Annotated in this window: 26 protein-coding genes and 1 pseudogene; 12 read left to right on the top strand and 15 right to left on the bottom strand. The window is 72.9% G+C overall.

Features of this window, described 5'->3' with window-relative positions; genetic code table 11:
• Nucleotides 1–8 precede the first annotated feature (8 nt).
• From ACZ4M8_RS14735 to ACZ4M8_RS14700, 8 genes are read right to left on the bottom strand one after another with little or no spacing between them, the layout of a single operon-like run.
• Nucleotides 9–1430: an NAD(P)/FAD-dependent oxidoreductase gene (locus ACZ4M8_RS14735; RefSeq protein WP_467607013.1), complete on the bottom strand. Its 1422-nt coding sequence runs from the start codon at nucleotides 1428–1430 to the stop codon at nucleotides 9–11.
• Complete coding sequence (locus ACZ4M8_RS14730) at nucleotides 1427–2140, bottom strand: 4'-phosphopantetheinyl transferase family protein (protein WP_467607010.1); 714 nt, start codon at nucleotides 2138–2140, stop codon at nucleotides 1427–1429. Before ACZ4M8_RS14730 ends, ACZ4M8_RS14735 begins: the two co-directional genes overlap by 4 nt.
• Complete coding sequence (locus ACZ4M8_RS14725) at nucleotides 2134–2988, bottom strand: class-II aminoacyl-tRNA synthetase family protein (RefSeq protein WP_467607008.1); 855 nt, start codon at nucleotides 2986–2988, stop codon at nucleotides 2134–2136. The genes ACZ4M8_RS14730 and ACZ4M8_RS14725 overlap by 7 nt, the downstream gene beginning before the upstream one ends.
• Nucleotides 2972–3241 (bottom strand): acyl carrier protein, encoded by a 270-nt coding sequence (locus tag ACZ4M8_RS14720; RefSeq protein WP_467607005.1) that lies wholly within the window; start codon nucleotides 3239–3241, stop codon nucleotides 2972–2974. Before ACZ4M8_RS14720 ends, ACZ4M8_RS14725 begins: the two co-directional genes overlap by 17 nt.
• On the bottom strand, nucleotides 3238–4173 hold the full coding sequence (locus ACZ4M8_RS14715) for a diiron oxygenase (protein ID WP_467607003.1): 936 nt from the start codon (nucleotides 4171–4173) through the stop codon (nucleotides 3238–3240). Before ACZ4M8_RS14715 ends, ACZ4M8_RS14720 begins: the two co-directional genes overlap by 4 nt.
• Entirely contained in the window at nucleotides 4170–5192 is a 1023-nt protein-coding gene (locus ACZ4M8_RS14710) for a hypothetical protein (RefSeq protein WP_467607001.1), read from the bottom strand. Before ACZ4M8_RS14710 ends, ACZ4M8_RS14715 begins: the two co-directional genes overlap by 4 nt.
• Before the next feature lie 26 nt (nucleotides 5193–5218).
• Entirely contained in the window at nucleotides 5219–5482 is a 264-nt protein-coding gene (locus tag ACZ4M8_RS14705; protein WP_399094238.1) for a phosphopantetheine-binding protein, read from the bottom strand.
• Nucleotides 5483–5501: 19 nt separating this feature from the next.
• Entirely contained in the window at nucleotides 5502–8249 is a 2748-nt protein-coding gene (locus ACZ4M8_RS14700; protein WP_467606998.1) for an AMP-binding protein, read from the bottom strand.
• Between the two features lie 229 nt (nucleotides 8250–8478).
• On the opposite strand from ACZ4M8_RS14700, the gene ACZ4M8_RS14695 reads away from it, so the two are divergent.
• The 5 genes from ACZ4M8_RS14695 to ACZ4M8_RS14675 all read left to right on the top strand — a co-directional run bounded on the left by ACZ4M8_RS14695 (nucleotide 8479) and on the right by ACZ4M8_RS14675 (nucleotide 13068).
• Entirely contained in the window at nucleotides 8479–9675 is a 1197-nt protein-coding gene (locus tag ACZ4M8_RS14695) for an MFS transporter (protein WP_467606996.1), read from the top strand.
• Nucleotide 9676: 1 nt separating this feature from the next.
• Complete coding sequence (locus ACZ4M8_RS14690; protein WP_467606995.1) at nucleotides 9677–10420, top strand: thioesterase II family protein; 744 nt, start codon at nucleotides 9677–9679, stop codon at nucleotides 10418–10420.
• Nucleotides 10421–11227: an alpha/beta fold hydrolase gene (locus ACZ4M8_RS14685; protein WP_467606992.1), complete on the top strand. Its 807-nt coding sequence runs from the start codon at nucleotides 10421–10423 to the stop codon at nucleotides 11225–11227. It abuts the gene before it with no gap.
• 276 nt (nucleotides 11228–11503) lie between these two features.
• On the top strand, nucleotides 11504–12403 hold the full coding sequence (gene dapA, locus ACZ4M8_RS14680) for a 4-hydroxy-tetrahydrodipicolinate synthase (RefSeq protein ID WP_467606990.1): 900 nt from the start codon (nucleotides 11504–11506) through the stop codon (nucleotides 12401–12403).
• Nucleotides 12404–12819: 416 nt separating this feature from the next.
• Nucleotides 12820–13068: a response regulator transcription factor gene (locus tag ACZ4M8_RS14675; protein WP_467606988.1), complete on the top strand. Its 249-nt coding sequence runs from the start codon at nucleotides 12820–12822 to the stop codon at nucleotides 13066–13068.
• A gap of 563 nt (nucleotides 13069–13631) precedes the next feature.
• On the opposite strand, the pseudogene ACZ4M8_RS14670 reads toward ACZ4M8_RS14675, so the two are convergent.
• Together ACZ4M8_RS14670 and ACZ4M8_RS14665 are read right to left on the bottom strand one after the other, a co-directional pair.
• Nucleotides 13632–13845: pseudogene (locus tag ACZ4M8_RS14670) on the bottom strand (IS5/IS1182 family transposase); the annotation flags it as partial.
• 17 nt (nucleotides 13846–13862) lie between these two features.
• A complete protein-coding gene (locus ACZ4M8_RS14665) occupies nucleotides 13863–14198 on the bottom strand; it encodes an ArsR/SmtB family transcription factor (protein WP_467606986.1) in 336 nt (111 codons plus the stop codon).
• A gap of 175 nt (nucleotides 14199–14373) precedes the next feature.
• Between ACZ4M8_RS14665 and ACZ4M8_RS14660 the strand changes: the two genes are divergently transcribed.
• Nucleotides 14374–15516, top strand: a complete 1143-nt coding sequence (locus tag ACZ4M8_RS14660; protein ID WP_467606983.1) for an FAD-dependent monooxygenase — start codon at nucleotides 14374–14376, stop codon at nucleotides 15514–15516.
• Between the two features lie 267 nt (nucleotides 15517–15783).
• On the opposite strand, the gene ACZ4M8_RS14655 is transcribed toward ACZ4M8_RS14660, so the two are convergent.
• Nucleotides 15784–16344: a quercetin 2,3-dioxygenase gene (locus tag ACZ4M8_RS14655; protein ID WP_467606982.1), complete on the bottom strand. Its 561-nt coding sequence runs from the start codon at nucleotides 16342–16344 to the stop codon at nucleotides 15784–15786.
• Nucleotides 16345–16450: 106 nt separating this feature from the next.
• Here ACZ4M8_RS14655 and ACZ4M8_RS14650 point away from each other — a divergent pair, with 106 nt between their 5' ends.
• Nucleotides 16451–17356 (top strand): helix-turn-helix transcriptional regulator, encoded by a 906-nt coding sequence (locus tag ACZ4M8_RS14650; protein WP_467606981.1) that lies wholly within the window; start codon nucleotides 16451–16453, stop codon nucleotides 17354–17356.
• 213 nt (nucleotides 17357–17569) lie between these two features.
• Here the strand turns inward: ACZ4M8_RS14650 and ACZ4M8_RS14645 are convergent, their stop codons facing one another.
• Nucleotides 17570–18832 (bottom strand): glycosyltransferase, encoded by a 1263-nt coding sequence (locus ACZ4M8_RS14645; RefSeq protein WP_467606979.1) that lies wholly within the window; start codon nucleotides 18830–18832, stop codon nucleotides 17570–17572.
• Between the two features lie 381 nt (nucleotides 18833–19213).
• Here ACZ4M8_RS14645 and ACZ4M8_RS14640 point away from each other — a divergent pair, with 381 nt between their 5' ends.
• Both ACZ4M8_RS14640 and ACZ4M8_RS14635 read left to right on the top strand, forming a co-directional pair.
• On the top strand, nucleotides 19214–19903 hold the full coding sequence (locus ACZ4M8_RS14640; protein ID WP_467606976.1) for an NTP transferase domain-containing protein: 690 nt from the start codon (nucleotides 19214–19216) through the stop codon (nucleotides 19901–19903).
• Nucleotides 19904–19999: 96 nt separating this feature from the next.
• The gene (locus tag ACZ4M8_RS14635) at nucleotides 20000–20515 is read left to right on the top strand and encodes a 2,4'-dihydroxyacetophenone dioxygenase family protein (RefSeq protein ID WP_467606973.1); all 516 of its coding nucleotides are present in this window, start codon (nucleotides 20000–20002) and stop codon (nucleotides 20513–20515) included.
• A gap of 48 nt (nucleotides 20516–20563) precedes the next feature.
• Here the strand turns inward: ACZ4M8_RS14635 and ACZ4M8_RS14630 are convergent, their stop codons facing one another.
• Both ACZ4M8_RS14630 and ACZ4M8_RS14625 read right to left on the bottom strand, forming a co-directional pair.
• Nucleotides 20564–21235, bottom strand: a complete 672-nt coding sequence (locus ACZ4M8_RS14630; RefSeq protein ID WP_467606971.1) for an NIPSNAP family protein — start codon at nucleotides 21233–21235, stop codon at nucleotides 20564–20566.
• 49 nt (nucleotides 21236–21284) lie between these two features.
• On the bottom strand, nucleotides 21285–22520 hold the full coding sequence (locus tag ACZ4M8_RS14625; protein WP_467606970.1) for an MFS transporter: 1236 nt from the start codon (nucleotides 22518–22520) through the stop codon (nucleotides 21285–21287).
• Between the two features lie 376 nt (nucleotides 22521–22896).
• On the opposite strand from ACZ4M8_RS14625, the gene ACZ4M8_RS14620 reads away from it, so the two are divergent.
• The 3 genes from ACZ4M8_RS14620 to ACZ4M8_RS14610 all read left to right on the top strand — a co-directional run bounded on the left by ACZ4M8_RS14620 (nucleotide 22897) and on the right by ACZ4M8_RS14610 (nucleotide 25692).
• Nucleotides 22897–23739: a dienelactone hydrolase family protein gene (locus ACZ4M8_RS14620; RefSeq protein WP_467606968.1), complete on the top strand. Its 843-nt coding sequence runs from the start codon at nucleotides 22897–22899 to the stop codon at nucleotides 23737–23739.
• Nucleotides 23740–23937: 198 nt separating this feature from the next.
• The gene (locus ACZ4M8_RS14615; protein WP_467606967.1) at nucleotides 23938–24936 is read left to right on the top strand and encodes a YdcF family protein; all 999 of its coding nucleotides are present in this window, start codon (nucleotides 23938–23940) and stop codon (nucleotides 24934–24936) included.
• 114 nt (nucleotides 24937–25050) lie between these two features.
• The gene (locus ACZ4M8_RS14610) at nucleotides 25051–25692 is read left to right on the top strand and encodes a CBS domain-containing protein (RefSeq protein ID WP_467606965.1); all 642 of its coding nucleotides are present in this window, start codon (nucleotides 25051–25053) and stop codon (nucleotides 25690–25692) included.
• A 114-nt stretch (nucleotides 25693–25806) separates the two neighbouring features.
• On the opposite strand, the gene ACZ4M8_RS14605 is transcribed toward ACZ4M8_RS14610, so the two are convergent.
• Nucleotides 25807–26226 carry a PPOX class F420-dependent oxidoreductase gene (locus ACZ4M8_RS14605; protein ID WP_467606964.1) on the bottom strand — a complete coding sequence of 140 codons (420 nt, stop codon included), beginning with the start codon at nucleotides 26224–26226 and terminating at the stop codon, nucleotides 25807–25809.
• Nucleotides 26227–26230 lie beyond the last annotated feature (4 nt).

The following is a 26230-nucleotide window of genomic DNA, read 5'->3' as shown; positions in this document are numbered from 1 at the left end:
CCGTCCGTTCAGCCGGTCACCTCGGCCGGGGGGCGGGGGGCGGAGTCCGCCCGGCGCACCCGGAGCCGCGGGGTCAGTTCGAGGTAGAGGCCGCCCACCGCCTCCCGCGGTGAGGTCGGCATGGCGTTCATCGCCTCGTTGTGGCCGTTGGCGATCTTCTGCTGCCGGACGATCTGCTCGGTGACCTCGTTCATGGCCTCGCCGCCGTCGGAGGTGTCGTCGAGGTCCTCGATGCCGGTGACGATGTGGAGGAACGACTCGTAGAGGTTGAGCATGTGGCGCTCGCGCCGGGTGAGCTTGTCCGCCTCGAAGAACTGCGTCTTGCGGTTGTAGCTGTTGTAGAAGAACGAGACCACGATCAGCAGCCGTTCGTACGCCTGGTGGTACGCCTTCTCGTAGAAGGCCAGGGCCTCGTCCTCGTCGAGTTCCCCCTCCAGGATCGCGCTGAGCGAGGCGGCGCCCAGCAGCGCACTGAAGGTGGACAGGTGCACACCGGTGGACAGCAGCGGGTCCAGGAAGCACGCCGCGTCGCCCACGAGGAAGTAGCCCGGACCGCATTTGCGCTCCGAGACGTACGAGTAGTCCTGTTCCACCTTGACGCCGGAGACCTGGCGGGCGCCGTCGGCCATCGCCGCGATACGGGGGCACTGGGCCATGGCGTCCTGGTAGACGGCCTCGATGCTGCCCAGGCGCTCACGCTCCTCGGCGAACACGCTCTGCTTGGCGACGAGTCCGATGGAGGTCGTCCCGTCGTGCAGCGGAATGGCCCAGAACCAGCCGTAGGGGACGGAGCAGACCGCGATGGCGCCCTGCGGGCCGACGTCGAGCGGGGTGACGTCCCGCCAGTAGGACCAGACGCCGATGTTCTTGAACGCCTCGTGGTAGTGCCGGTTGCGCAGGTACTTGGTCGCCATCACCCCGGCCCGTCCGGAGGCGTCCACGAGGTAGTCGAAGTCGATGCGTCCGGTGCGCGAACGGTCCTTGGCCGACGCCCACAGCGCGGCCACCGGACGCTCGCCCTCGAAGAGGATCTCGGTCACCTTCGTGCCTTCGCGCACATCGACGCCCAGCTCCTTGGAGTTCTCCAGCAGCAGGTGGTCGAACTCCGAGCGGATGACCTGGTAGCTGTGGCGGTTGGCGCCCGTCAGATGGTCGAAGTTGAGGTCCCAGTTCTCCGGGCCCCACTCGAAGTACGCGCCGTCCTTGCGGACGAACCCGTGCTGCTCGACCTTCTCGCGGGCGCCCAGCAGATCCAGCACCGGCAGGACGGACGGCAGGATGGACTCGCCGATGTGGTAGCGGGGGAACTCCGCGCTCTCCAGCAGCGTGACCTCGATGCCCTGCCGGGCGAGCAGTCCGGCGGCCGTGGAGCCGCCGGGACCGCCACCGATCACCAGCACCTTGGTCCGTTCGGTCGGCTGTGCAGTCATGGTGTGACCTCTCTCGTCGGTGGGTCGAAGCTGCCGGGGCGCAGGGCCACGACGCTGCCGGTGTACGGACCGGCCAGGGCGACATGGCCGCGCTGCCATCGCGTGCCGTGACCGGTCATCGGATCGCGCAGACCGCCGACGCCGGTACCGCGGGCCTTGGCGTGCGCCTCGCGCGTGGTCCAGATCCGGTACCAGCGCGCCAGGTGCCGGGGGCTCCCGGGCCGGGTCAGCAGGGTGCGTTCGTGCGGGGTGAACAGGCGCCGGGCGAGCGCCGCCGAGGCGTCACGCGCCGCGAGGCGTTCGATGTCGACGCCCACGCGCATACCGCGGGTCACGGCGAGCGCCACGTAGGGGCCGGAGTGGGAGATGCTGAAGTCGTACGGCGCCCCCGCTCCCGCCGCGCCGCGGTCGAGGTACGGGCGTCCGCCGGCGTCCCGGGCCAGGGGCACCCGGTGGGGCGGCACTCCCAGTCCGGCACCGAGCACCCGGCGGACGAGGACGCGTCCGCCCGCGTGCTGGAGCCGGTGGAGCCCGTCCCCGATGGCGTCCAGGGCGTCCCGCTCCTGAGCGGTCAGTTCGGGTGCCGCGCCCGCCGACGCCGCCGGGACGCGTGGCCGGATTCCGGCCAGCCACACCTCGACGGGTCTGCCGAAGAGCCGGTGGACGGTGCGGCGCGGCGGCAGGAGCAGGGCGGACGGTGCGGTCAGCACGCGGCCGCGGCGCGGATCCGGTCGGGAAGGTCCGGGCAATCGGCGCCGAACCGGTCCGACAGCGCCGCCAGCCAGCGCTCCAGGCCGAACGCCACGCAGGAGGTGAACGCCGGTGACCCGTCCGCGAGGCGGATGCCGCAGCGCTCGCCGAAGAAGTTCCGGTGGAAGTTCACCGAGGCGATCGCGAGAGTGTCCCCGTGGACGAACTCCTCCTTGACCGGGAAGAGCCGCTGCATGAGCGTGCGGGCGGAGTCCTGCTCGAAGAACGGATCGGTCGCCGGCTGGACCGTCAGCGGCAGCCCGAGCCGCCCGGCGAAGCCGGAGACGCGGTCCTTGAACGCGGCGATGTGGGCCAGCACGCTGTCGCGGTCACCGACACAGATGACCTCCCGCATGCTGAACCCGAGCAGCCGGCGCAGCCCCTCGTAACGGGTCTCGCGGCGGAAGCAGGTGGCGACCGTGGTGATCTTCACGGGCGCGTCGAGCCGCCGCCCCGCCAGATCGAGATAGGCCGCGTAACACGCCGCGGACGGCAGCGCGTACGAGGCGGGGCCCAGCAGGGCGGGATCGATGGCGGTGTGGTCCGCGTGCGTGAGGTCGTCCGCGCACTCCTCGCGGGCGCCCGTCGCCAGCAACGCCAGGTGCGGGAAGTTCGTCCAGTAGTCGAACCGGGCCAGCTCCGCGGTGGGCAGCAGCGGCGGGTACTGGCGTGCCTCGGCCCCGGCGTCGGCCGCCCAGGCCAGCACGGTCTCCTCCAGCGCGGCACGGACGGCGAGTTCGCGCGGGCCGAGGACGGCCAGCGGCGCCCGCGCGGTGTCCGCCGCCGGGGTGTCAGTCGGGTACGGCATCGAAGAACCTTTCCCGGATGCGGCGCAGCGTGCGGAAGTCCTCGGGGGAGACCTGGTCCAGGGAGATCTCGCGGCCGCTCTGTTCCTCCAGCACGTAGAGGAAGTTGACGAAACCGAGGGAGTCGAGCACGCGGTTGTCGATCAGGTCGTAATCGGGGTCGATCGTGCCGAGGTCGGGGCGGCGTTCGAGCAGGAAGTCGACCACCAGATCGCCCGTCTTGCGCGGCGTCGTGTCCTGCGGGGAGTCGGTCATACCCGGGGAATCCTTTCGTCCGAGAAGATGCCCTCACTCGTCATGTGTGAGGTGGAGCGCTTCAGTACGCGCTGGGTGAAGTCGTCGAAGCCCGGGTCGGCGAGCACGGCGCGGCGCACGGCGTACGGCTCCGGGATGCCGGCGTCCCGGAAGGCCGCGGGATTGCACAATCCCTCGACGGAGTTGCGCATGTACCGCTTCAGATACGTCTCCAGCTCCCGGAGCTGCGCCGCGCCGAGCCGCTGCCGCAGGTCCTTGTGGAGCAGCGCCACGATCTGCCGGCCGAAGGCGATGTGGCGCGACTCGTCCTGGTGGTGCACCTTGTTGATCTTCCGGACGGTCGGGTCGAGCCGTTCGTCGTCGCCCATCCGCTGGTTGAAGACGTCCACCAGCTCCTCGAAGATCAGCAGCCGAGCGAAGAGCAGGAAGGTGTCCGCCTCCGGGACGGAGGGCGCGGCGAACGACATCGACCGGTCCGGGTAGACCTTGCCCGCGTAGCGGAGGCAGAACGTGGCGAAGAACCACATGTGGTCGTTCTCCTCGCCGATGATGTGGTGGAAGTACTCCGACGCCACGGCGAAGGGCGGCGTGTGGATGCGGGCCACCATCTCGCTGAGCAGTTCCCGGATGCCGTGCACGTTGAGGCTGTAGAAGTTGACGCTCTCCCACTTGCTGAGCGCCTTGAGCTGCTCGGTGGTCAGCCGGGAGCCGGCCTCGGTGCCGTGGACGGTGAGGAGTTCGGGGGACATCCAGTACCCGTCCTCGTCGATGCGGTCGGGCCACCGGAACAGTTTGAAGGGGTCGTAGTAGTCCCGCTCCGACAGGGTGACCAGCCGCTCCAGGATCGAGCGGAACCGCTCGTCGCCGCCGAGGATGTCCGGCAGCTCGGCGAGGTAGTCGGGGTTTCGGGTGGCGGTCTGCGGCTCGGTCATGCGGGGGATCCCTCCGGGGAGGACGTTCTGCGGATGGTGGTCCTGCGGTGCGGGGTGACCGCCTCGCCGCCGCAACGGTGGGTGGCCATCAGCCCGTCCGCGGCCATCGCCGCGGGCAGCAGGCGGTTCATCCGGGAGCCGATGGACGCCTCGGCGAGGCCGGGGTGGGGCTTGGCGGCGTACGCGGTGAGCCAGGTGAAGATCGGATCGACCGGTTTGGTCACCCCGTCGTCGTCCGTGACCTCGACCCAGGAGTGCGCCAGGTCGAGCATGCCCAGCAGCCAGCCCCGCCGGGTGAACGCCCGGTAGCCGGCGGCCTCGAACTCCTTCTGGAGGAAGAGGCTCGCGGAGATGCAGGGCGACACCCCCGCCGAGAGCACCCGCTCGTACTCCCACTGCAGCGGTTCGGGGAGCCGGACCCAGCGGTGGCCCAGGGCGAAGAAGTCGTCGACGATGCTCCGCAGCTTCGGCGACCTGAGGTCCATCAGCGCGCCGCTGGTGGAGACGTGGCCGGAGAAGCGCAGCGGGCCCGGACCGGTGTGGCGCAGTTCGTCCCCGACGATCCGCGCGCCGGCCGGTTCCACCTGCCACGAGTGCAGGGCGCCGCCCACGGCTTCCGGGAGCATCCGGGCGTGCGTCCATTCCGGGCCGGCGCCGCAGACCTCGCGCGGGCAGGAGAGGTTCACCACGAAGTTCCAGTCGAGCCTGGCCGTCCAGGTCTCGGGGCCGCCGTGCATCCAGCGCAGCGCGTAGGCGATGGCCTTCTCCGGTACGGACTGTCCGGAGCCCGAGGCGAGTGCGAGGTTGAAGAGGTCGAAGCGGTCGAACCACTCGTCGCCGGGCTCGCCGGTCGTCGGCAGTCCGGCGGCGATCAACGCGTCGAGCGTCTTCTCGCCGCAGCGGAGGGTGTCGAGGGCGGCGGTGCGGTCGAAATAGCCGACCCGGTGGTCCTCCGGAACCGCGTAGAGGCCGTCCAGCGCGGTGAGCCAGCGCTCCGTTTCCTCATCGATGGTTTCCACATGCATCCCCTGGATACCCGGGCCGGTTATTCGGCGGCCGCGGCGACGACGAGCTTGCCGATGACGTCCGACACGTCTCCGACGGTGAGCAGGTTCTCGGCCTGCTCCTCGTCGAATTCGAAGAGGTTGAATTCCGACTCCAGGGCCAGGGCCAGTTCCAGGAAGGAGATGGAGTCGTAGCCGAGTTCCTCGATGAGCCGTTCGTCCCTGGACACCGTCTCCTTACGGTTCGGCGCCATGTCCCGGATCACGTCCTGCACCCGGTCGACGGTCTTTTCGTACAGTGACATCGGAGGATCACCTTCCGCTTCATGAGGTTCGCTGATGGGACCGGGGGTTGTGCAGGGCACCGGCGCGGACCACCGGATGCGGCTCCGCCCAGTTCGCCGCGTAGGCGTCGAGCGCCGTCTCCAGCGCCGATCGCCACGCCCGCTCCGCGCGGGGCTCCAGATGCCCCAGACCGATGGCGGCCAGTTGCCGGGTCATCCGCCGGCGGGACGCCTCCCACCGGTCCGACAGCTGTGCGGCGTGCCGTACGAGCGCGGCGGTGAGCCTCGGGCCGGTGGCCCGCCGCCCGGGGTTCACCAGGACGCGGACCGTGTCGCCGAGCGCGTGCAGGTACGTTTCCGCGATGGTGCCGGCGTGGCCGCCGCGCACTCCGGCGCGGACCGCGGACACCCCGAAGGTCAGGTGGCGCGCCTCGTCGCGTGCGACGTGGGTCAGGCCCTCGCCGAGGGCCGTCAGCCCGCAGGCGCCGGCCAGCTCGCGCAGCGTCCGCAGACCGGGCGCGGCCAGCAGCCCCTCCGTCATGAGGTGGTAGTGGACCACCGCCCGGTACCAGGCGGCGGGGTCGCCGCCGCCCTCCCGCACCGCGCCGGTGGCCGCACGCAGTACGGGGGCGTAGATCTGCCCGTACCCGGAGGCGCCGCCCAGTTCGCCGTCCGGCTCCAGGGCCTCGGGCGCCACCGCGGCGGCGTCCTGGAGGTACCGCTGGAAGAACTGCACATGGCGGGCCTCGTCGGCGAGCTGGGTGCACAGGTAGATCCGGTCCGCCTCGGCGGGGGCGTGGTCCGCCAGCGCGCTCAGGGTCCGGGTGACGCAGGACTCGCCGATCTCCAACTCGGCCAGCGCGCCGAGGAGTTCACCGCGGATGTAGGGGCGGAGCGCGGCGAAGGCCGGGGCGTCGCGCGCCACCTCGACCCGGGCGACGCTCCACTGCTGGACCTCCCAGCGATCGTAGAGCTGCCGCGCGGACGGCAGTCCCACCTCACCGGACGGACGGCCGGGATCCCCCGGCACCTCGTCCTCGTCCGCCGCCTCCGGCTCCGCCCGGACCGGGCCGGGCGGCGCGGCGGAGGCGTCCGGGCTTCCCGGGGAAGCCCGCGGCGGCTCCTCGCGCAGCGGCTGCCAGGCGCCCGCGCCGGCGGCGAGTTCCTCCCAGAGCCGGCGCCGCCGCGGCTTGCCGCTGGTGGTACGGGGCAGCGCACCGGGCTCCGCCCGGACGACCAGGACGCGCGCGGTGCCCGCCGTCGCCTCGCGGGCGCAGCGGGCCGCGGTGTCCGCCCACTCCGGGGTCACCTCGCCCTCGGCGCAGACCGCCGCCACGGCCGACTCCCGGGTGGTGCCGAAGGTCACCGCGAAGCGCGGCGCCGGGCCGCCGGCGGAGGCGAGGATGCGGGCCTCCACGTCCTCGGCGTGCACCCGCGCGCCGCGGACCTTCATCGCGTGCCCGAGCCTGCCGAGGACGAACACCTCGCCGTCCAGCAGGAAGCCGGAGTCGCCGGTACGGAATCCGCCGGGCTCCCGGCCGTCCCGCGGCGTCCGCGGGACGTAACCGGCGAACAGCGAGGTACCGCTGATCCTGAGCTCGCCGAAGGTGCCGGGCGGGAGCGGGGTGCCGTGCTCGTCGACGACCGTCACCCGCGTCCCCGGCAACGGCGGGCCGCACCCGGCGAGCCAGCCCGTCCCGGTCGCGGCGTCCTCGCCCAGCACCCCCTCCCCGGCCACGGTCACGGGTGCCCCGAACGTCAACGGCGCGTCCGCAAGGCGCACCGTGCGGGTCTTCCCGCCCGCCGGCACCCCGCTCACGACCAGCGTCGACTCGGCGAGCCCGTAGGCGCCGGTGAGGGCATCCGCGCGGAAGCCGTACGGCGCGACCAGGCGGTGGAAGCGGGCGACGGCGGCGGGGTCGATGCGCTCCGCCCCGAGGATCGCCACGCGCCAGCGGGAGAAGTCCATCCCGTCGAGCGCCTCCGGGCGCACCCGGCGCGCGGCGTAGGCGTATCCGAAGGGCGGCGCGGTGGTCAGGGTGGCGCCGTGGCGGCCGAAGCACTCCAGCCACCGCTCCGGCGCGCGGATGAACTGACGTGGCGTCATCACCCGCAGATCGGTGCCCGCGGCCAGCGGTGTGAGCAGACCGCCGATGAGCCCCATGTCGTGGTGGAGGGGTAACCAGTGGGCGAAGGCGTCCTGTTCGTCCCAGCGCAGCCAGGACCGGATGGCCGCCACGTTCGCCGTGAGGTTCTTCCAGGTGATCCGCACGCCTTTGGGGGCGGCGGAGGAGCCGGACGTGAACTGGAGCAGCGCCGTTCTGTCCCCCGCCGGGCGGACGGGGGAGCAGGGGGCGGCCGTGCCGGTGGGCCGGCCGTCGTCGAGGGAGAGGACACGCGCCGTCGAACCGGCCTCCCGTGCGGCCTCGCGCACCGGCCCGGTGGACCGGCCCCGGGTGAGGACCGCGGCGGGGCGGGCCACCCGCAGCAGTGCGGCCAGCTGGGTCCGGTGGGCCGCCGCGTCCGGGAAGGACGACCTCGGCGGATGGGGGGCCGGCACCATGCCCGCGGCCAGTGTCCCGGCGAATGCGGCGGCGAAGACGTCCGGCGTGTCGATGACCAGAGAAACGGTTTCTCCGGTGCGGACACCGGAAAGACGCAGAAGCTCGGCGGTGTCCCACGCCTCCGCGGCGATCTCCGCCCAACTGCGGAAAATCCATTCGCCACTCCGGCCGAGCACCCGTATCCCCCGGTCCGGGCGGGCGCGGGCAAGCCATTCCCCTATCACAGCACAGGCTCCCGTTGGCCATTGAATCCATGAAGTGGACCTGTCGCCGTCGGACTCTAGGGGAGCGTCTCGGGAGCGTCCATGTCCCAAAGGTCAATTGACAGGTTTTTCGGGGGGACTAAACTCATCAACCGTACCGGTGGGCCGAATGCCCTGCTTTTCGATGTCTTTGACTCCTGGCGAATTTCGCTTCTTGTAGAGGTGATGCCGTGTCACTACGATCGCGAACATGAATCAGCCCGAAACGGCACCGGTGCGGCGCCTTTGGTGTGCAGTTCTCTTCGGATATCTGGCCCTCGGAGCGACACTCCAGGAACTGCCGAATTATGTGGTGCAGAAGTACGGCGGCGGGCCCACGGTCGTCGGACTCACGGTGGGCATCGCCTTCGCGGGAACCGCCCTCACGCGCCCGATGGCGGGGCGTGCCGGGGACGCCGGTCTCGCCCGCCGGGTCTCGCTCACCGGAGCCGTGATCACCACTCTCTCCGCCGTCGGGCAGCTGCTGGCGCCGAACGTCCCCGTCCTCGTCGGCTGCCGGCTGATCATGGGCGTCGGGGAGGCGGCGCTGTTCTCCGGCGCGCTGCCGTGGGTCATCGCCGGGGTCGCCGCCAACCGCCGGGGGCGGGTGTCCGGCTGGTTCGGGCTGTCGATGTGGGGCGGACTCTCGGTGGGCCCGCTGCTGACCGTTCTGACGCACCGCCTCAGCGGCACCACGGCGGTCTGGTGCGTGATCACGGTCCTGCCCCTGCTCTCCGCGGTCCTCGTCGGCTCCACCCGACCGCAGCCGCACTCCGCGGCGCGGGGCAGGCTGCGCCCGCGCACCTGGCGCGATCTGGTCCCCCGGGGCGTCGGTCTGCCGGGCCTGTGCCTGGGCCTCTCCGCCTACGGCTACGGCACCCTCACCGCCCTGCTGGTGCTGTACCTCTCGCACGACCACATCGGCGGCCAGCAGGTGGGCCTGGTGGTCTTCTCCGTCGCCTTCCTGCTGACCAGGGCGCTGGGCAGCCCGCTCGCCGACCGCTACGGAGGCGTACGGGTGGCCCGCACGGTGCTGCTCGTGGAGGCGGCCGGACTGCTCATGCTCTCCTTCGCCGGCAACGCCGCCACGGCGCTGCTCAGCATCGCCGTCACCGGTGTGGGGCTCGGCCTGATCTACCCCTCGACCAGCGCCATCACCCTGCACCGCACCGGCGCCCTGCAACCGGGCGTCGCCATGGGCACGATGACCTCCTTCTGGGACCTCGGCATCATGGCCGCCGGCCCTGTCAGCGGTCTGGTCGCCGACCTCTTCGGCTACGGCAGGGCCTTCGTGGTGGCCGCCGTCGTCACCGTGGTTGCCATGGGCTTCACCTGGGCCATCGGCAACGCGCGCCCCGCCGCCGGATCCACCGCGCCCGCCCCCGCGACCGACACCGCGGCGGTCTGACATGCCGTCACCGGCCCCGTTACGGCTCTTCCTCCTCCACCACGCCGGCGGCTCCGGCGCCCACTACGAGAAGTGGCGTCCCCTCCTCCCCGCGGAGTGGGAGATCCACACCCCCGACCTCCCCGGCCGCGGGAGCCTCGCCGCCCACCCCCCGCTGACCACCTGCGCCGAGGCGGTCGCCTTCCTCCGGCAGGGACCGCTGTCCCGGCCGGGCGACGCCCCGTACGCCGTCTTCGGCCACAGCCTCGGCGGCATCGTGGCGTACGAACTGACCCGCACCCTCCAGGAGCTGGGCGAGCCGCTGCCCGTCTGGCTCGGGGTGTCCGCGTGCGGGGCGCCGCCGCTGGGCGAGCCGGTCGACAGGTCCTCCTGGACGGACGAGGATCTGCGCGGCTGGCTGGCGTCCGCGGGCGGCACCGCTCCCGAGGTGCTGCGGCACCCGCTGGCCTGGCAGCTCTTCGGCCGGTCCGTCCGGAGCGATCTGCGCATCGTGGACAGCTGGCGCCCGGACCCGGCCGCGCCGCCGCTCCGCGTCCCCCTCGCCGCCTTCGGGGCCGACGGCGACACCATCGCCCCGCCCGACCGCCTCCGGGGCTGGGACCGCCGCAGCCGGCGTCCCCTCGGTCTCCATCTGCACCCCGGCGGCCACTTCTACCTCCACGACCGGCCGCAGCACGTCGTGCGGCAGCTCCGCACATCCATCGAGGCGGTCCGGAAACGGCCCGCACTGCGAGGTGAACCGTAAATGGCATCAGGGATACGGCGACTGACCGCGGCGGCGGAAGGACTGCCGATCCAGGTCACGGTGCGCGGCAGCGGCACACCCGTGCTGCTCCTCCCCGGGGCGACGGGTCTGCCGTTCGGCTATGCCCCGCTCATCCGCCTGCTGGCCCGCAGGTGCAGCCTCGTCACCTACGACCGGCGGGGCCACGGCCACAGTGCCGTCGAGGGCGACAAGCCCGTCTCCGTCACCGACCACGCCCGGGACGCGGAAGCGGTGCTGGCCGCCCTCGACGAGGGGCCCGTCCACATCGTCGGAAGCAGCGCCGGGGCGCTGATCGGCCTGGAGACCCTCGTCCGCTGCCCGCAGCGGGTGGGCACGGTACTCGCGCACGAGCCCCCCGCCGTACCGCTGCTCGACGACGCGGAGCGCTGGCAGACCTGGTACGCGGACATCGTGGAGATCAACCGCGCGCTGAGCACCCGCGCCGCGTTCGACTACTTCTTCGCCCACGTCCTGTCCGACGGCACCGGTGAGCAGGCCGCCATCGGCGTTCCCGACTCCCAGCTCCCCGAGTGGGACGTCTATCTGCGCCGGGAACTCACCGGGATCGTCACCCACCGGCTGTCCCCGGACGCGCTCCGCGCGGTCCGGGAGCAGATCGTCCCGGCGCTCGGCGCCGACAGTCGCGAGCGGTGGCACGGGCGGGTGGTGACGGAACTGTCCCGGGCGGTGGACCGGCCGGCACTGGAGGTGCCGGGCGGGCATCTCGCCCCCACATATCAGCCGGTTCCCTTCGCCGATGCCGTCTCCCGGGTTTTCGCCCTGTGACCGGGAAATCCTCCGGCTGAACCGCTGAACGGGAAAGGATGCGGCGGCCGGCCCCCGGGAAACGCACGGATTTCCCGCCGGGCCGCCGCACCCGGAATAATTCCCGTCCGCCGGCTCCGGTCGGCGCGATTTTCCTTCCCGGCCGGGGACACGCCGCCCGGCGGAACCCGGACATCGGCGCCGGCGCCGGAAATTCCGTGGTCAGCGCCGGCGGCCACGGAAAATGACCGCAAAGTGCTGTGGGCCGGGGCCCGGGGCCGCAATACGATCGCCCCCATGACCTCTCCCCCTTTCGGCCGCGCCGCCTGCGCGATGGTGACTCCTTTCACCGCCTCCGGAGAACTCGATCTGGACGGTGCGCGGGAACTCGCCGAGCATCTGGTGACGGAAGGCTGCGACGCCCTGGTTCTGAACGGAACGACCGGCGAATCGCCCACCACCACGGACACGGAGAAGACGGCCCTCGTCCGCGCCGTCGCCGGGACCGTCGGTGACCGCGCGCGGATCGTCGCGGGCGTCGGCTCCAGCGACACCCGCCACTCGCGGGCACTCGCGGCGCAGGCCGAACAGGCCGGGGCCCACGGCCTGCTGGTGGTCAGCCCGTACTACTCGCGGCCGCCGCAGGAAGCCGTCGTACGCCATCTCACCGCGGTGGCCGACGCCACCGGGCTGCCGGTGCTGCTGTACGACATCCCCGCCCGCACCGGCGTCACGCTCACCACCGACACGCTCCTCCGGCTCGCCGAGCATCCGCGTGTCCGGGGCGTCAAGGACTGTGCGTACGACCTCATGAAGTCCTCCTCGGTGCTGGCCGCCACCGATCTCGCCTATTACTCCGGATGCGACGACCTCAACCTCCCGCTGCTGGCCATCGGCGCCACGGGATATGTGAGCACCGTCGCCAATGTCGCACCGGCTGCGGTGAGGTCGGTGCTGACCGCGTACGAGGCGGGCGACCGGGACGCGGCCCGGCTGCGCCACCGGGCTCTCACCCCGCTGATCGAGGCGATGATGTACGGCGGTGTCCCCGGCACGGTGACGGCGAAGGCCCTGCTCAACGCCGCGGGGCTGCCCGGCGGCCCGGTGCGCGGACCGCTGCTGGACGCGGACGAGGTGATCACGTCCCGGCTGTCGGAGACGCTGAAGGGGCTGCTGACCGAGCACCCGCGGGGCTGAGCCGATTCCCCTCCACGGGAAAGCGGTCTTTCCGGGGGTTTCCGGAAAGGGCGGGTAAAACCCCGGAACGCCGAATCGGCTTCCCGGAAGCGCAATGGGCCGGGATTGCGGCGAGGTGATCCGGTGGTGTGCGCCCATTGCTTTCACCGAGCCGCAGCTCAGGCGTTCTTTCCGGGATGAAACATGCGCACGGCGAGAATCCCGTGTGCATGTGGCATATGTCACACCGGAGTTGTACCTTCCCTCAAATATGAACGCCCATCTAGAGTTGGTTGATGGTGCCTCAGCTGCACTGGGGCGTCCGGCCACGGTCGAAGGGGGAGGGCGTCATGCAGGTTTGTCGGCACGAGGCGACGGCTACGACAGCGTCGCTCGGCGGAGTGTGCCGGGACCGGGAATCGGCTCGGGGTGAGTGGGTGGAAGAGCTGGGGAAGGTCCACCTGCTCTCCGCCCGGGAGGTGCAGGTTTTCCAACTGCTGGGGGAAGGCTGCTCGAACCGCAGCATTTCCCTGAAGCTGGGCGTGTCGGAGCGGACGGTCAAAGCTCATGTCGCCCAGATCCTCCAGAAATTGCGCGTCACCTCCCGTTTACAGGCAGGGCTCGTCTCCTACGCACACCGGCTGCTGAACGAAGATGCAGTTCTCTGTTCCTGCGGATTCGGGTAGACCGGCGCCGACCACACACGGCCGAGCGGTCCGCCGTCTGCGCACCCGGGAAGCCGAGCGGAAGATACGCTGCCTGACCTGCGGATCTTCCGCGCGGCACGGTCGCCCGCCGAGCGGAGACCCGTGAACCTCGGGGCCGCTCCTGGACGGAGGGCGGCGGGGGCACGGCGGCGCTCCTCGAAGGTTCTCCCCATTTCCCCCGGCGACCGCGGCCTACGGTGATGATCTGCCGACGCCGGGGGAATTCCCGCAGGACCCGTGCTTCTGCCAGGACGCCGACCGAGGCGCTTCCGGGTGTTCCGGGTTCACCGACGCATTGAGGGATTTCCGCCTCTCCTGGAAGGGGCCGGGCGTGGCGGGAACCTCTTCGCGCCGGGGCCGCTGTCGTGGAGAGAGCGCCGTCCGGCGGGAGGGGCCGGGATCTCCGGCGGCGGAGTCCGTGAAGAATCCGGATATCGCCGAGTTGAATGCCGCGGCGTTCCGTACGGGCCGGAATTCCGGGGAGATGGCGGACGCTTTCGCGGCCCCTTGCGAGGCGGCGCCGGCAGTGAGCCTTTTCCCCCTCAGCTTGTGCATGCCAGGTGCAGGGTGAGGGCGGCTTGGACGAGGCTGGTGATACGGCTGGTAGAGCATCGCGGTTCGCGCATGAGCCGCCAGGTTTTTGGGGGACCACGGCCTGTCGGCGAGTGCACGGATCTTCGCGTGTGAGCAGTTGGCGGCCCGCCGGCCAGGGGAGGGCATCTCCCGGCGTCCCCAGGAGGGAACTCGCACGGTGCCGGTGCGCTCAGCTGTGTTCAGCGAGGAGCGGTACCGCCCGGGGGTTCTGCGCTCAGGAGGGTGAGCAGCCCGGGGAATCTCTTTTCGATGTCCGCGCGTCGTAGTCGGATGCCTTTGCGGTTGCCGTAGTCGATCTCGTCAATGAGACCTGCCTCGCGCAGGACCCGGAAGTGGTGGGTCTGGGTCTGCTTCGAGATCGGAAGATGGAACGAGTTGCAGCCCCGCTCGCTGTCGCTGCGGTCGGCGGCCAGCTCCGTCATCACCGAACGGCGGTGCTCGTCGGCGAGGGCGCGAAACACCGCCCCCAGGTCGAGCGCATCGGCCTCCGGGCCGACCAGGTCTCTCCCGGCCACGGCACACCTCCTTCGAGTACGACTTGCATCGTACCTGAGGGACGTGTTCCCCTCAGGTACGAAATCTTTCGTACCTTGCCCGGGTGTTGTTGTGCTGCCCTGTGCCGCCGCGCCCCGGGCCCCGGCCCGGCGCTCGCCGGGGACCTGGTCATCGACACTCCGAGAGGTCGTCGTCATGAAGAAGCCCGAGGTGCTGATAGTCGGTGCCGGAATCGCAGGGCCCGCACTCGCGTACTGGCTGTCCCGGAACGGATACCGGCCGACGGTCGTCGAACACGCCCGGCAGCTGCGCTCCGGTGGTAGCGCGATCGTCGTGAAGGGGCCCGCGGTCCCGGTCGCCGAGCGCATGGGCATCCTTCCGCAGCTCCGCGGGCTCGCCACCCGCAATCGGTCGCTGACCCTGCTCGACCCCGGCGGCAGGCGGATCCTGCAACTCCCGCTCACCTCGGACAAGGCGCCGACGGTCGAGGTGACCCGGGCTGACCTGTCCGAGGTGCTCCACCGGTCGGCGCGGACCGAGGCCGAGTTCTTGTTCGACGACACGGTCACCGCTCTCGACCAGGATGAAGGCGGGGTGGACGTCACCTTCCGGCGCTCCGCCCCACGGCGCTTCGACTTGGTGGTCGGTGCCGACGGGATGCACTCCACCGTACGGCGCCTGGTGTTCGGCCCCGAGCGGCAGTTCGCGAGCGACCTGGGCCTGTACGGCGCGACCGTCCCGCTGGAACCCGACGCCATCGAGGACCCGACCGAGATGACGATGCTGACCGTGCCGGACCGGATGCTGGTCCTCCACCCCTCGCGGACCACCCCGCTCGCGATCTTCACCTTCCGGGCTGAACAGGCGGCGCCCCACGACCGCAAGAACATCGCCCTTCACAAGCAGACCGTGGCCGACGCCTACGCCGACGTGCGGTGGCGGGCACCGGAACTCGTAGCGGCGTTCCTCGACCACCCGGCTCCGTTCTTCGACCCCCTGACCACCGTCCGGGTGCCCTCGTGGTCCCGCGGACGGGTCGTACTGCTCGGGGACGCGGCGGCGGCGACGGCCCTGCTGGGTGACGGGTCCAGCATGGCGATGGCGGGCGCGTACGCCCTCGCGGAAGAGCTCGCCGCCCATCCCGGTGATCACGCCCGCGCCTTCACCGCCTACGAGTCGCGGCTCCGCCGTGAGGTGGGCCCGCGGCAGCGACGCGTCGGCCCGCTCTCCAGGCTCATGGTGCCCCGCACCCGGCCGGGCCTCGCGGCGCGCAACGCCGTGGGCCGCGCGATCGGTCGCACGAACCGGATCGCCTCTCGCGAAGCCGCGAACCGGTAGACCGGGCCCGCACCGACCGGTCACCGGTCGGTGCGCGGCTCCGCGCTGGCTCAGCCAGATCGAGAAGACCATCTCCGCCCTTCGTCACGCCTCAACCTGAGGTGGGAATAGGCTCGGTGAAGGTGGAGGTGAAGGTGTTTCCGCCGGGGAAATACCCGCGCCCTGTCCGGAAACGTCCGCCACCGCCACCGCCCTCACCCGTCTCGCCGGACCCGGAACTCCCACCGCGTCTCTCCTCGGCGTCCTGCACGCGATCCGGCGCCCGGTTCAGCTCCCGGTGCGCCACCTGTGATCGGGCAGGAAGGTCACGTCGTACTGCTGGGGCACGGTCTCGAACGCACGGGGGTCGGGGACGTACGGCGTGCGGGGCGTGCCGTACTCCTCGGTCGGGGTGCCGAGCGTCTCGAAGAACCGCTCGAAGGTGCCGCCGGGGCCTGCCGCCACCCCCACGATCCGGCTGTGGTGGCGCTCGATGCGGTACGCGTGGGGGCAGTTCTTCGGCACGAAGCCGAAGTCCCCGGCCGTGAGCAGCTTCTCGTACTGCTCGCCCTTCGTGTCCTGGACGAACAGGCGCACGGCCCCGTCGGTGACGTAGAAGACCTCGTAGGTGTCGGAGTGGGAGTGGGCGGGGATGGTGTCGCCCTTGGGGCCTTCGCAGGTGAAGAAGTTGAAGGTGTTCCCGGTCTGTTCACCGCCGGCGTAGACGGTGATCAGGTCGGTGAAGAGGTGGGCGCGGTCACCCGCCCCCTTCTCGATGAAGTACGGCGTGCCGGGCTCCGCCGGGATGTGCGAGCGGGTGCGGTACCGGGTGGCGTACTCAAGGGTCATGCGGTTCCTTCCGGAAGATCACCGGCGCGCGGGCGGGCCGGCGGGACGGGTTCCCTCCGAAGCTATTTCCGCCCGGCGGCCGTGACCGGCTTAACTCGGGCATGTGATGAAGGAAAACGGACACATCGCGGGTGGCCGTGGTCCGGGCGGGATCCCGACTGTCGCCTACCGCCCCGGCCCGGGGCGGCCACCGGGCCTGGAGGTCCTCGGGCTGCCCGCGCTGGCCGGCCGTGCCGCCGAGCGGGGACGGCCCCTCACGCGGGCCGCGCGGCCCGCGTTCCACCTCGTCATCGCGGTGCGCGGTGGGCAGCTGCGGTGTTCGGTGGACCTCACCGGGTACCGGCTGGTGGCGGGCGACTGGCTGTGGGTGTGGCCCGGCCAGGTGGTCCGCTTCCCCGACGGGCCCGGGACGTGCGACGCCGCTGTGCTCGTCTTCCCGACCGGGTTCCCCGGCGGCGCGACCGACGCGCTGATCCGGCACGGCGAACATCTGGCCCAGCGGCTCGTGACGCCCGGTCCCGAGCGGCAGGCGGCCCTGCTGGGACTGCTGGACGCCCTGGTCGCGGAAGCCGCCGACCTCGGTGATCTGCCGCTGGACGCCTACCTCCAGACCCTGCGCGACCTGCTGTCCGTCCTCCTCGTCCGGCTGGTCCACCTCGCCGACCCGCGGCGCGGGGCGCGCACCGGCGACAGCGAGGCGTTCCGGCGCTTCCGGGAGGCGGTGGAGGAGGACTTCAGCCGGACCCACCGGGTGGCGGACTACGCGGCGCGGCTCGGCTACAGCTGCCGGACCCTCACCCGCGCCACGCGGGCGGCGCTGGGCTGCGGAGCCAAGCGCTTCCTCGACGACCGGGTCCTGCTGGAGGCCAAACGCCTGCTCGTCCACACGTCGCTGGCACCCTCCGCGATCGGCGCACGGATCGGTTTCGGCCACCCGACCGCGTTCAGCTCGTTCTTCCGGCAGCACACCGGGATGACACCGAGCGAGTTCCGGTCGGTGGCGCAGCCCTGAGCCGCGGTGGTCCGGTCCGGCCGGGGGGCTGTGCCGGCGCAGCCCCGTGCAGCTGCCTCGTACGCCTCCGGACGGAGTACGCCGCGGGTTCGGCACGGGAGGGGCCGGAACGGCTTCCGAACCTGCGTGCCCTCATTCCGGAGCGGTATCCGCGCATTCCCGAGGGTGTGCGGCTGATCGGTGCGGAAAGGCCGCCGCCGTCCACGAGGACGGTCAGGGAGCCGCTGAACCTCGCCTGACGGAGCGTCCGGGTGCGTTCGTCCGGTCGTCGCCGTGCCGTCCCTCCAGGACCAGTTCCGCCGCCACCGCCGCCCCGTCCGTGCCGATCCGGGCGCTCAACGCCGCCGCCCGCGCCCGGGTCCCGGGACTCAGGGTCTCGCCGAGCGCCGCGTCCAGGGACGCGGCGCCGGGGACCGGCCCGTCGAGCGCGGTGCCGATCCCCAGCGCCGCCACCCGGTGGGCCCAGTACGGATTGTCCGAGAGCTGGGCGGGGACGACGAGTTGCGCCGCGCCCGCGCGGGCGGCGGTCGCCGTCGTGCCCGCGCCGCCGTGGTGTATCACGGCGGCCACCTGACGGAACAGGCGCTGGTGGTTGACCTCGCCGAGGGCGAAGCAGTCGTCCCGGTCGTCGATCAGGCCCAGCCCCGCCCAGCCACGGGAGACCAGGACCCGGTGCCCGCGGGCGCGGAGCGCCTCGATCGTGGCGCGGGCCAGCTCCGGCGCGGCGTGGACACTGCCGAAGCCCACGTAGACGGGGGGTGTGCCCGCCGCCAGGAACGCCATCAGGTCGGCCGGGAGGGGACGTTCGTCCGGCAGGTGCCACGCGCCGGTGTGGACGACATCGAGGCCCGGGGTCTTCCGCCACGGGCCGAGCGCCGGCTCCGCCGCCAACCACGGCCGGTCGGTGAGGACATGGGCGTGGACGTCGTCGACGGGCGGCAGGCCGAGCGCCGCCCGGTGGCCGTTGAGCGTCGCGCCGAACTCGGTGTGGAAGAGGCGGGCGTCGTGTTCCCACCGCGCCCGGTTGTCCTGGGCCTCCGGTGCGGGCCAGCCAGGTCGGGGCGGCGGCGCGTGGTGAGGTGACGGCAGGTGGACCGCCGCGTAGCTGACGTAGACGTAGCGGAGTCCCGCGGATTCGGCCACGGACCGCGCGGCGATCTGCGCCAGACCGGCCGCCACCAGCGTGTCGCACCCCTCGGCCGCCACGGGGAGGGCGGCGAACTGGGCGTCGACCAACTCGCGCCGGTACCGGGCCAGATCCGCCGCCGAGGGCAGTGCCGTACCGCGCATCAGCTCCCCCACCGGCCGGCCGACCGGCGTCAACCGCACGCCGATACCTGCGAGCCGCACCGCGAACTCCTCGTCCGGCGGGGCGCACATCCGCACCTCCGCGCCGCGCTCCCGCAGCCGTACCGCGAGTGCCACCAGCGGTTCGACATCGCCGCGCGTCCCGTACGTCGACAGCAGCACCCGCATCGCGTCGCCTCTTTCCGTTTCGTCGTCCAGGAGTTCCGGCCGGTGCCGGACCGGGCCCCGGGACGGGGCCGTCCCCGGTGCGGTACCGGACACGGCCGCTGTGCGGGCAGCAGTCTACGGGCGGACGGGAACGCGTGTGCGGGTCAACTCCGCGCCGCCGTCTCCGACTTCCGGCGCCGGGCGGCGGCGGGCGCCTTCGCGGCCGGGAGGTCGCCGATCGCCGTCCGGTTCTCGCCCGGTGCCGTCCCCGGTGATTACGGTGAGCGCCCAGCGCGCCTCCGGCCCGCGTCGCGGGGCCTTCCCCGGGCCGCCCGCCGCCCGGCGAGGCGCGGATCCCGACCGCCCACAGAACGTGAGAGCCACTCGATGCCTGGACCGTCCGTGCCTGCCCCCGATGTCTCCGTCATCTTGCCGTGCGCCGGATTCGGCACGCGCTTCGGGGCGCCGTACCCGAAGGAACTGCACTCCCTGGCGCCCGGGGTCACCGTGCTCGACCGCAGTCTGGAGGCCGTCGTCGCGCTGGCCGCGAGCGGGCTCACCGTACGGCTGGTCGTGGTGATCGGGCCGCACAAACTGGACACGGTGCGTTATCTCGCCCGCTACGCCGAGACCTTCCAACTGGTCTTCGTCTACCAGGACGGTGTCGGGGAGCCCGGTCTCGACGGCGCGATACGGTCCGCCCTGCCGCTGACGCGCGGGACGGTGGCGCTGGTCCTGCCCGACATGGTGCTGACCGGCGCGGACAGCTCCGGCAGTCTGCTCGCCGCCGTGCGCCGGACCGGGACGGCGGGCTGGAGCGTGGTGGCCACCGAGGAGCGGGACCCCGCCGTGCTCCGGCAGATGGGCGCCCTGGCCGTGACGGGGGAGAACGGCGCCCTGACCGTACGGACGGCGGCCGAGAAGCCGTCGGACCCCACGGGTTTCCACGCCTTCTGGGGCATGGTGACCGTCACCGAGGACGAGGCCCACCGGCTGCCCGACGTGGTGCGCGCCGGCGCGGACAGTCCCCTGACCGGCGCGGCCGTCCATCTGGTGGAGGGGATGGTCAACTACAACACCGCCGTCGGCTGACACCCCGCGGGACGGCCCTGTCCGGTCGCCCCGCACCGGGTAGAGGAATACGGGCGGGCACCGGCCCGCTCCACCGCCGACAGGAAGGACCCCGCCATGACGACCGGCCCGCCCCCGGCCGCGGACAGCCTGGCCGCGAGCGAAGCGAGGCTCGACCGCTGCCGGGACCGGTACGCACTGCCCGAGGGGTACATCGCGGAGGCGGACTCCCCGTGGCTGCCCTTCGTCCCGAACGTGATGATCAAGCACCTGACGTTCGACATCCGCAGCAACTCCGCCGCCAACGTGCTGTGGGTGCAGGCCGGCGGCTCCCTGGGCCGCCACCGCCACCGCGGCCCGGTCTCCGGCTACGTCCTCGAAGGCAGCTGGCGCTACCAGGAGTACGACTGGGTCGGCCGTCCCGGCGACTTCGTCCGGGAGAGCCCCGGACGCACCCACACCCTCCTGTCCGACGAGGGCATGAAGACCGTCTTCTGGCTCAACGGGCCGGTGGAATTCCTCGACGCCCACGACCGGGTGACCGAGGTGATGGACGTCTTCCGCCTCATCGACCACTACGAGAGCGGCTGCCGGGAACAGGGCGTCCCCGTCAACCGGGCGCTCTACCTGTGACCGGAGGTCCGCGGGCGGCGCGGCGGCCCGCCGCCCGCCCGCGGGCCGTCAGGTGAGCGGGGAGAAGGCGGTCGGCCAGGCGATGACCGAGGTCGCGTCGAGGATCTGCTCCGGGGCGCCGGGCGGGGGCCACAGCCCGGCGGCGTAGAGGTCCCTGCGGAGGGCGACCCGCTCGTCCAGGCTGCGGAACGGCCAGATCTGGAGGATCCGGTCGGGGCCGTCGAGCGCGTACATCGCCACCGTCAACGGGTCGACGCGGTGCCGGGCGGGCAGCGCCTGCCGCCAGCCGGCGAGGGTCGCGGGCAGTCCTCCCGGGCGCAGGTGGTAGTCCCGGATCTCGTACACGGGCCCGAAGTGGCCGGTGCGCACCGGGGGGACGAACGGGAAGGGCGCGAAGCTCTGCATGGTCAGGTCGGTCAGGTGCGCGGGGCCGCCGAACGGCGCGTCGTTGCCGCGGGCCCGCGCCCGTTCCCGGGTCAGCTCCGCGTCGTCGGTGAAACCGCGCAGCACCGTCAGCCGCCCCAGCGGACCGTTCTCCGTCTGCCAGCAGCCGAGCAACCTGCCTTCCGCGCACGGGTCCTCGACCCAGGGCAGCACCCCCGCGGCGGCCTTCTCGGCGTCGGGCAGCCGGAAGGACAAGGTCGCCACCTCGTAGCGCAGCGCCTGCTGCGCCGGCTCGACGTCCTCGCCGCTGATCGGTACGGGCTGATCCCTCGTCATACCGTCCCCTCCCGCAGATGATCGGTGCGACAAAGGTACCGACCGCCCGTCACGCCCGCCGCCGCGGCCTCGTCGCTCCCACCGCCAGGGCGGAGGCGCCGGTCCACGCGGCCGCGTACGCGAAGCCCACCGCCGGGCCGAACGCCGTCCAGAGCAGGCCGACGGCGGCCGATGAGGCGAAGTCGCCGAAGGACTGCACCAGTCCGAGCAGCCCGAAGCCGCTGCCGCGCAGCGCGTCCGGCAGCATCCCCGCCACCAGCGCCGACTCGGCGGTCTCGACCAGCCCGATACCGCTGCCCGCCAGCACGAAGGCGGCCAGCAGCGGCGGCCAGCCGTGCCAGGGGACGGCGAACGTCCCGTACGCCGCCAGATGGAGCACCCCGCCGGCGGCGAAGGCGGTACGGGGACCCGCCCGGTCGATCCAGTGGCCGCCGAGATAGGCCACGGCGGCGGCGACGGCGTTGTGCGCCGCGTAGATCAGCACAGCCAGCGAGGCGGCGGCGGCGAGGTCGCGGGCGCCGTGGTGCAGGAGTTGGGTGGCGCGCAGGATGAGGAGGGTGACGGCGATGTTGCCGGTCTCGAAGAGCGCCACCGGCAGCAGCGCGCGGACCGTCCCGGCGCGCCGCAGATCCCCCAGGCGGAGCCGGACGCGGCGCCGGGCGGCCGGGTGCGTGAGGGTGCGGCGGGCCTCGCGCCCGGCGTAGGTGATGGCCAGCGCCGCGAGCAGACCGGGCAGGGCCGCGCACCAGAGGGTGGCGCGGATGCCGATCAGGGAGACCAGCAGCGCGGCGAGGAGCGGTCCGGCGACGGCGCCGAGGTTGTCACCCGCCCGCTCCAGGCCGAAGGCCCGCCCGTAGGCGCGCGGCGGGACGAGCGAGGCCAGCAGCGCGTCCCGGGACGGCGACCGGATGCCCCGCGAGGTCCAGGCGAGCGCCCGCAGGACGCCCACCTGCCACACGGACTGCGCGAGCCCGAGGGCGCCGGTGGCCAGCGCCGTACCGAGGTAGCCGCCGGTGGCGATCCGGGCCCGCCGCCCGGGGGAGTCGGCCGGCGGACCGCCCGCCAGCTTGGCGAGACCGGTCAGCGCGTCGCTGACGCCCTCGACGACGCCGAGCGCGCCCGGCGACGCGTGCAGGGCGGAGGTGAGGAAGCCGGGCAGTACCGCGGTCGCGATCTCGTGCCCGGAGTCGCTGAAGAAGCTCGCCGCGCCGACACCGCCCACCCCGGCGCTGTACCAGCCGCTCGGCTCGTCCTGGTGCGCGCGCCGCCCGGTGTGCTCGTCCATGGGACGTGCCTACCGGGCGGCGCACGGCGGCGCGGTACGCCACGCCGCACACGCGCCCGGCACCGTCCCCCCGGGCACCGGGCGGGCTGCCGTACCGGGTGCGGGGGCGGCGCGCCGAGGCGGCGGGGGCGGGCGGCGCGCCCGCCGGCTCCCGGCCGGCCCCGCCCCGTTCGACCGGGTCGGGCCCCGCCGCGGCCGTCCGCCGTCCCGGCCCCGCGCCGGACCGCGTACCGTGCCGCTCGGGCGCGAGGTGCGCCGCGGCCCGGAGGAACCGGGGACACCGGGACACGGGACACGGGCGGACCGCCGCCGGCATCGCCGGGGGCCGGCGCGCCGCGCACCCGGCCCCGGTGACGAGACGGACGGACAGGACGACATGGCGGATCACGGGCTCGCGGCATACGAGCGCACCACCTTCACGCACGACGGCGTCACCCGGGAGGTGCTCCGCCGCGGCACCGGGCCCGCCGTCGTCGTGATGGCCGAGGTACCGGGCATCACGCCCAAGGTCCTGGAGTTCGCCGACCGGGTGGCCGCCCTCGGCTGCACCGCCGTGCTGCCCGTCCTGTTCGGCACACCGGGGCGCGATCCCCGCCCGCCGGTGCGCGGCCGGGCGTACCTGGCGTCCACGATGCTGAAGCTGTGCGTGAGCCGGGAGTTCACCCTGTTCGCCACCGGGCGCAGCTCCCCGGTCGTCAGCTGGCTGCGGGCGCTCGCCGCCGATGAGCACGAGCGGTGCGGCGGCCCCGGCGTCGGGGCGATCGGCATGTGCGCCACCGGCGGTTTCGCGCTCGCCATGGCCGCCGACGAGCGGCTGCTCGCCCCCGTCCTCTCGCAGCCCTCGCTGCCGCTGCCGCTCACCGCGGGGCGCCGCCGCGCCCTCGACATCTCCCCGGCGGAGCTGGCCGTCGTCAAGGACCGCTGCGCCCGCGGCGACCTGCGGGTCCTCGGCATGCGGTTCCGCGGCGACCGCTTCGTGCCCGGGGAGCGGTTCGCCACCCTGCGCCGCGAGTTGGGGGACGCGTTCGTCGCCGTCGAACTGGACGACGCGGACGCCAACCCCGACGCCGTCCTCCCGCCGCACTCCGTCGTGACGGAACATCTGATAGACGCACCGGGCGAGCCGACCCGCGCCGCGCTCGACCAGGTCCTCGACCTCTTCCGTACGCGGCTGCTGTCCGGCGGAGCGCGGGCGGCCGGGCCGGACGGCGACGGCTGACGCCCCGTGCGGACCGGCCGCCCGCGTCCCCTGGGCCGCCAAGCCCGCCGCTCACCCCTCGTCCGCCGCCGCGCTCTCCCGGGACCACCGACCGGGAACGGGGCGCCGGCGGCCACCCGGCGCCCCGGCGTGGCCGAGGCCCGGCCCCCGTACGCCGCCGGGCGGCGCCGCACCGTCCCGGACCTGCATACTTCCGCCATGATCACGACCGTCCTGCTCTTCGCCCTCTTCTGTCTCAGCGTGCGGAAGGACCGCCGCCGGTTCCGTAACGCGGTCCTTCTCGGGCTGACGCTCCTGAGCCTGTCGGCCACGCTGCTCGGCAAGGTGCACCAGCTGCCGTTCGGCGCGGCCGTCGTGGTCTACCTGCTGGTCTTCACCGTCCCCGTGGTCGGCGTGGTGGCGCTCGGCGGCTTCCTGCTGGCCAACGGCGTCACCATGGCCAGGAAGGAAGGGCTCCGCCCGGCCAACCTCCTCTCCGGACTGCTGGGCGTGGCCGTCTTCGGCCTGATCCTCCTGCTGCTCTCGCTGGGCCGCCTCGCCGGCTCACCCGCCCTCCCCGCCGCCATAGCCGTCCTCCTGCTCGCCGCCTATGTCTCCTTCCTCTTCCTCTGCTTCCTCGCCTACGCCTTCCTCTACGGACGGATCGCGGTACGCGGCGACGTGGACTACGTCGTCGTGCTCGGCTCCGGGCTGATCGGCGGCGAGCGGGTGCCGCCGCTGCTCGCCTCCCGGCTGCGCAAGGGCCTGGAGATCCACGACGCGCAGCTCGCCCGCGGCGGCCCGGCCCCCGTCCTCCTCACCTCCGGCGGCCAGGGCCCGGACGAGAAGCTGCCCGAGGCGGCGGCGATGGCCCGCTGGCTGGTCGAGCAGGGCGCCCCGGCCGACCACGTCCGGCAGGAGGACCGCTCCCGGACCACCGAGGAGAACCTGCGCTTCAGCCACGAGATCATGACCGCCGCCACGAGCGGCTACCGCTGCGTCGTGGTGACCAACAACTTCCATGCCTTCCGCGCCGCCATGACGGCCCGTCAGGCAGGCGTCGCGGGCCAGGTCCTCGGCTCGCCGACCGCGCGGTACTTCTGGCCGAGCGCCACCCTCCGCGAGTTCGTCGCGGTCTTCTGGGAGCACAAGGCCGTCAACCTGAGCGTCTGCGCCGCGCTGATCGCCCTGGTCGCCTACGTCGGATACGGCGGCTGAGGCGTACGGCGGCGGGCCCGTCCCGCGGGCACGGGCCCCGGTGGCCGCGGCGGACGCGCGACAATGGACCTCGGATATCCCGTTGGGAGGGATATCGGGAGGGATGGGAACGCGATGAGGCACCGCAGTGTCGCCGATCTGATGACGCCCGGCGCCGTCGCCGTGCAACCGGGCACGGCGTTCGGCGAGATCGCCCGGCTGCTCGACGAGTACGACATCAGCGCCGTACCGGTGGTGGACGAGGCGGGACGGACACTCGGCGTCGTCTCCGAGGCGGACCTGCTGCGGCGGCACATCGACCGCACCCCGTCGAACACCGCCGGCTCGCTGATGACCAGCCCCGCCGTCGTCGCGCGCCCCCGGTGGAGCGCCATCCGGGCGGCCCGGCTGATGGACGAGAAGGGCGTCAAGCGGCTGCCGGTCGTCGACGACGAGGGGCTGCTCATCGGCGTCCTCAGCCGCGGCGACCTCGTCCAGCTCTTCCTGCGGCGCGACCGCGCGATCCAGGAGGAGATCCTGGAGGACGTGCTGACCCGCACGCTGAACGTCCCGCCGTCCGCCGTCACCGTCGAGGTCTCGGACGGCACGGTGACGCTCAGCGGCACCCTCGTCCGCCGCAGTCTGGTGGTCGTCGCGGTGCGCCTGTGCGAGAGCGTCGACGGGGTGGTGGAGGTGGTCAACCGCCTCACCTACGAGACCGACGACCGCGCCGCCCTCAGGAGCCGGGAGCCGGCGGAGCCGCCCGAGCCGGTGTGAGCCCGCCCGGCGCCCGCCGCCGCTGCCGGGCGGGCCGTGCCCGGCTCCCGGGCGCCGCACCGGCCGGCGGCCCGTGCGCCGCACCCCGGCCGCTCCGGACGGACGCGCCGCAGGTCACCCCGCCTGGGAGCTGTCCTTGAGGGTGCCCCAGCCGTGCCAGCGGTCGAGTTCGATCCAGGCGGTGACCCGGGCCCGGTCCCGCCGGGGATACGGGGTGCCGAGGTAGTGGTGGGACAGCCGGTCGATGTCCGCCAGCCGCGCGTCCGGCCGCAGCTCGGTGACGCGGCCGACGAGGCTGAGGTGGGTGTACCAGTTGCCCTCGTCGAGCACGGTGAGCGTGACCCGCGGATCGGCGCGGAGGTGCGCCAGCCGCCGCCGGCCCTCGTCCATGTTGACCATGACGCGGCCGTCGTCCCAGAGGTACCAGGTGGCCGTGGAGACGGGTTGCCCGTCCGGCCGCAGGGTCGCGATCACGGCGGGATTGGCCTTCGCCAGCATGGCGGTCGCGGCTTCGGGCAGCGGCGGCTTCGACACGGGG

The sequence above is a fragment of the Streptomyces sp. NPDC027185 genome (assembly GCF_055567035.1).
This window is presented reverse-complemented; position numbering and strand designations above follow the sequence as displayed.

Excerpts from the sequence above, each read along its gene's own strand:
- ACZ4M8_RS14735 (WP_467607013.1), bottom strand. The coding sequence starts at position 1,430 with ATGACTGCACAGCCGACCGAACGGACCAAGGTGCTGGTGATCGGTGGC.
- ACZ4M8_RS14725 (WP_467607008.1), bottom strand. The coding sequence starts at position 2,988 with ATGCCGTACCCGACTGACACCCCGGCGGCGGACACCGCGCGGGCGCCG.
- ACZ4M8_RS14720 (WP_467607005.1), bottom strand. The coding sequence starts at position 3,241 with ATGACCGACTCCCCGCAGGACACGACGCCGCGCAAGACGGGCGATCTG.
- ACZ4M8_RS14715 (WP_467607003.1), bottom strand. The coding sequence starts at position 4,173 with ATGACCGAGCCGCAGACCGCCACCCGAAACCCCGACTACCTCGCCGAG.
- ACZ4M8_RS14705 (WP_399094238.1), bottom strand. The coding sequence starts at position 5,482 with ATGTCACTGTACGAAAAGACCGTCGACCGGGTGCAGGACGTGATCCGG.
- ACZ4M8_RS14695 (WP_467606996.1), top strand. The coding sequence starts at position 8,479 with ATGAATCAGCCCGAAACGGCACCGGTGCGGCGCCTTTGGTGTGCAGTT.
- ACZ4M8_RS14690 (WP_467606995.1), top strand. The coding sequence starts at position 9,677 with ATGCCGTCACCGGCCCCGTTACGGCTCTTCCTCCTCCACCACGCCGGC.
- ACZ4M8_RS14685 (WP_467606992.1), top strand. The coding sequence starts at position 10,421 with ATGGCATCAGGGATACGGCGACTGACCGCGGCGGCGGAAGGACTGCCG.
- dapA (WP_467606990.1), top strand. The coding sequence starts at position 11,504 with ATGACCTCTCCCCCTTTCGGCCGCGCCGCCTGCGCGATGGTGACTCCT.
- ACZ4M8_RS14660 (WP_467606983.1), top strand. The coding sequence starts at position 14,374 with ATGAAGAAGCCCGAGGTGCTGATAGTCGGTGCCGGAATCGCAGGGCCC.
- ACZ4M8_RS14655 (WP_467606982.1), bottom strand. The coding sequence starts at position 16,344 with ATGACCCTTGAGTACGCCACCCGGTACCGCACCCGCTCGCACATCCCG.
- ACZ4M8_RS14650 (WP_467606981.1), top strand. The coding sequence starts at position 16,451 with ATGAAGGAAAACGGACACATCGCGGGTGGCCGTGGTCCGGGCGGGATC.
- ACZ4M8_RS14645 (WP_467606979.1), bottom strand. The coding sequence starts at position 18,832 with ATGCGGGTGCTGCTGTCGACGTACGGGACGCGCGGCGATGTCGAACCG.
- ACZ4M8_RS14635 (WP_467606973.1), top strand. The coding sequence starts at position 20,000 with ATGACGACCGGCCCGCCCCCGGCCGCGGACAGCCTGGCCGCGAGCGAA.
- ACZ4M8_RS14630 (WP_467606971.1), bottom strand. The coding sequence starts at position 21,235 with ATGACGAGGGATCAGCCCGTACCGATCAGCGGCGAGGACGTCGAGCCG.
- ACZ4M8_RS14625 (WP_467606970.1), bottom strand. The coding sequence starts at position 22,520 with ATGGACGAGCACACCGGGCGGCGCGCGCACCAGGACGAGCCGAGCGGC.
- ACZ4M8_RS14620 (WP_467606968.1), top strand. The coding sequence starts at position 22,897 with ATGGCGGATCACGGGCTCGCGGCATACGAGCGCACCACCTTCACGCAC.
- ACZ4M8_RS14615 (WP_467606967.1), top strand. The coding sequence starts at position 23,938 with ATGATCACGACCGTCCTGCTCTTCGCCCTCTTCTGTCTCAGCGTGCGG.
- ACZ4M8_RS14610 (WP_467606965.1), top strand. The coding sequence starts at position 25,051 with ATGAGGCACCGCAGTGTCGCCGATCTGATGACGCCCGGCGCCGTCGCC.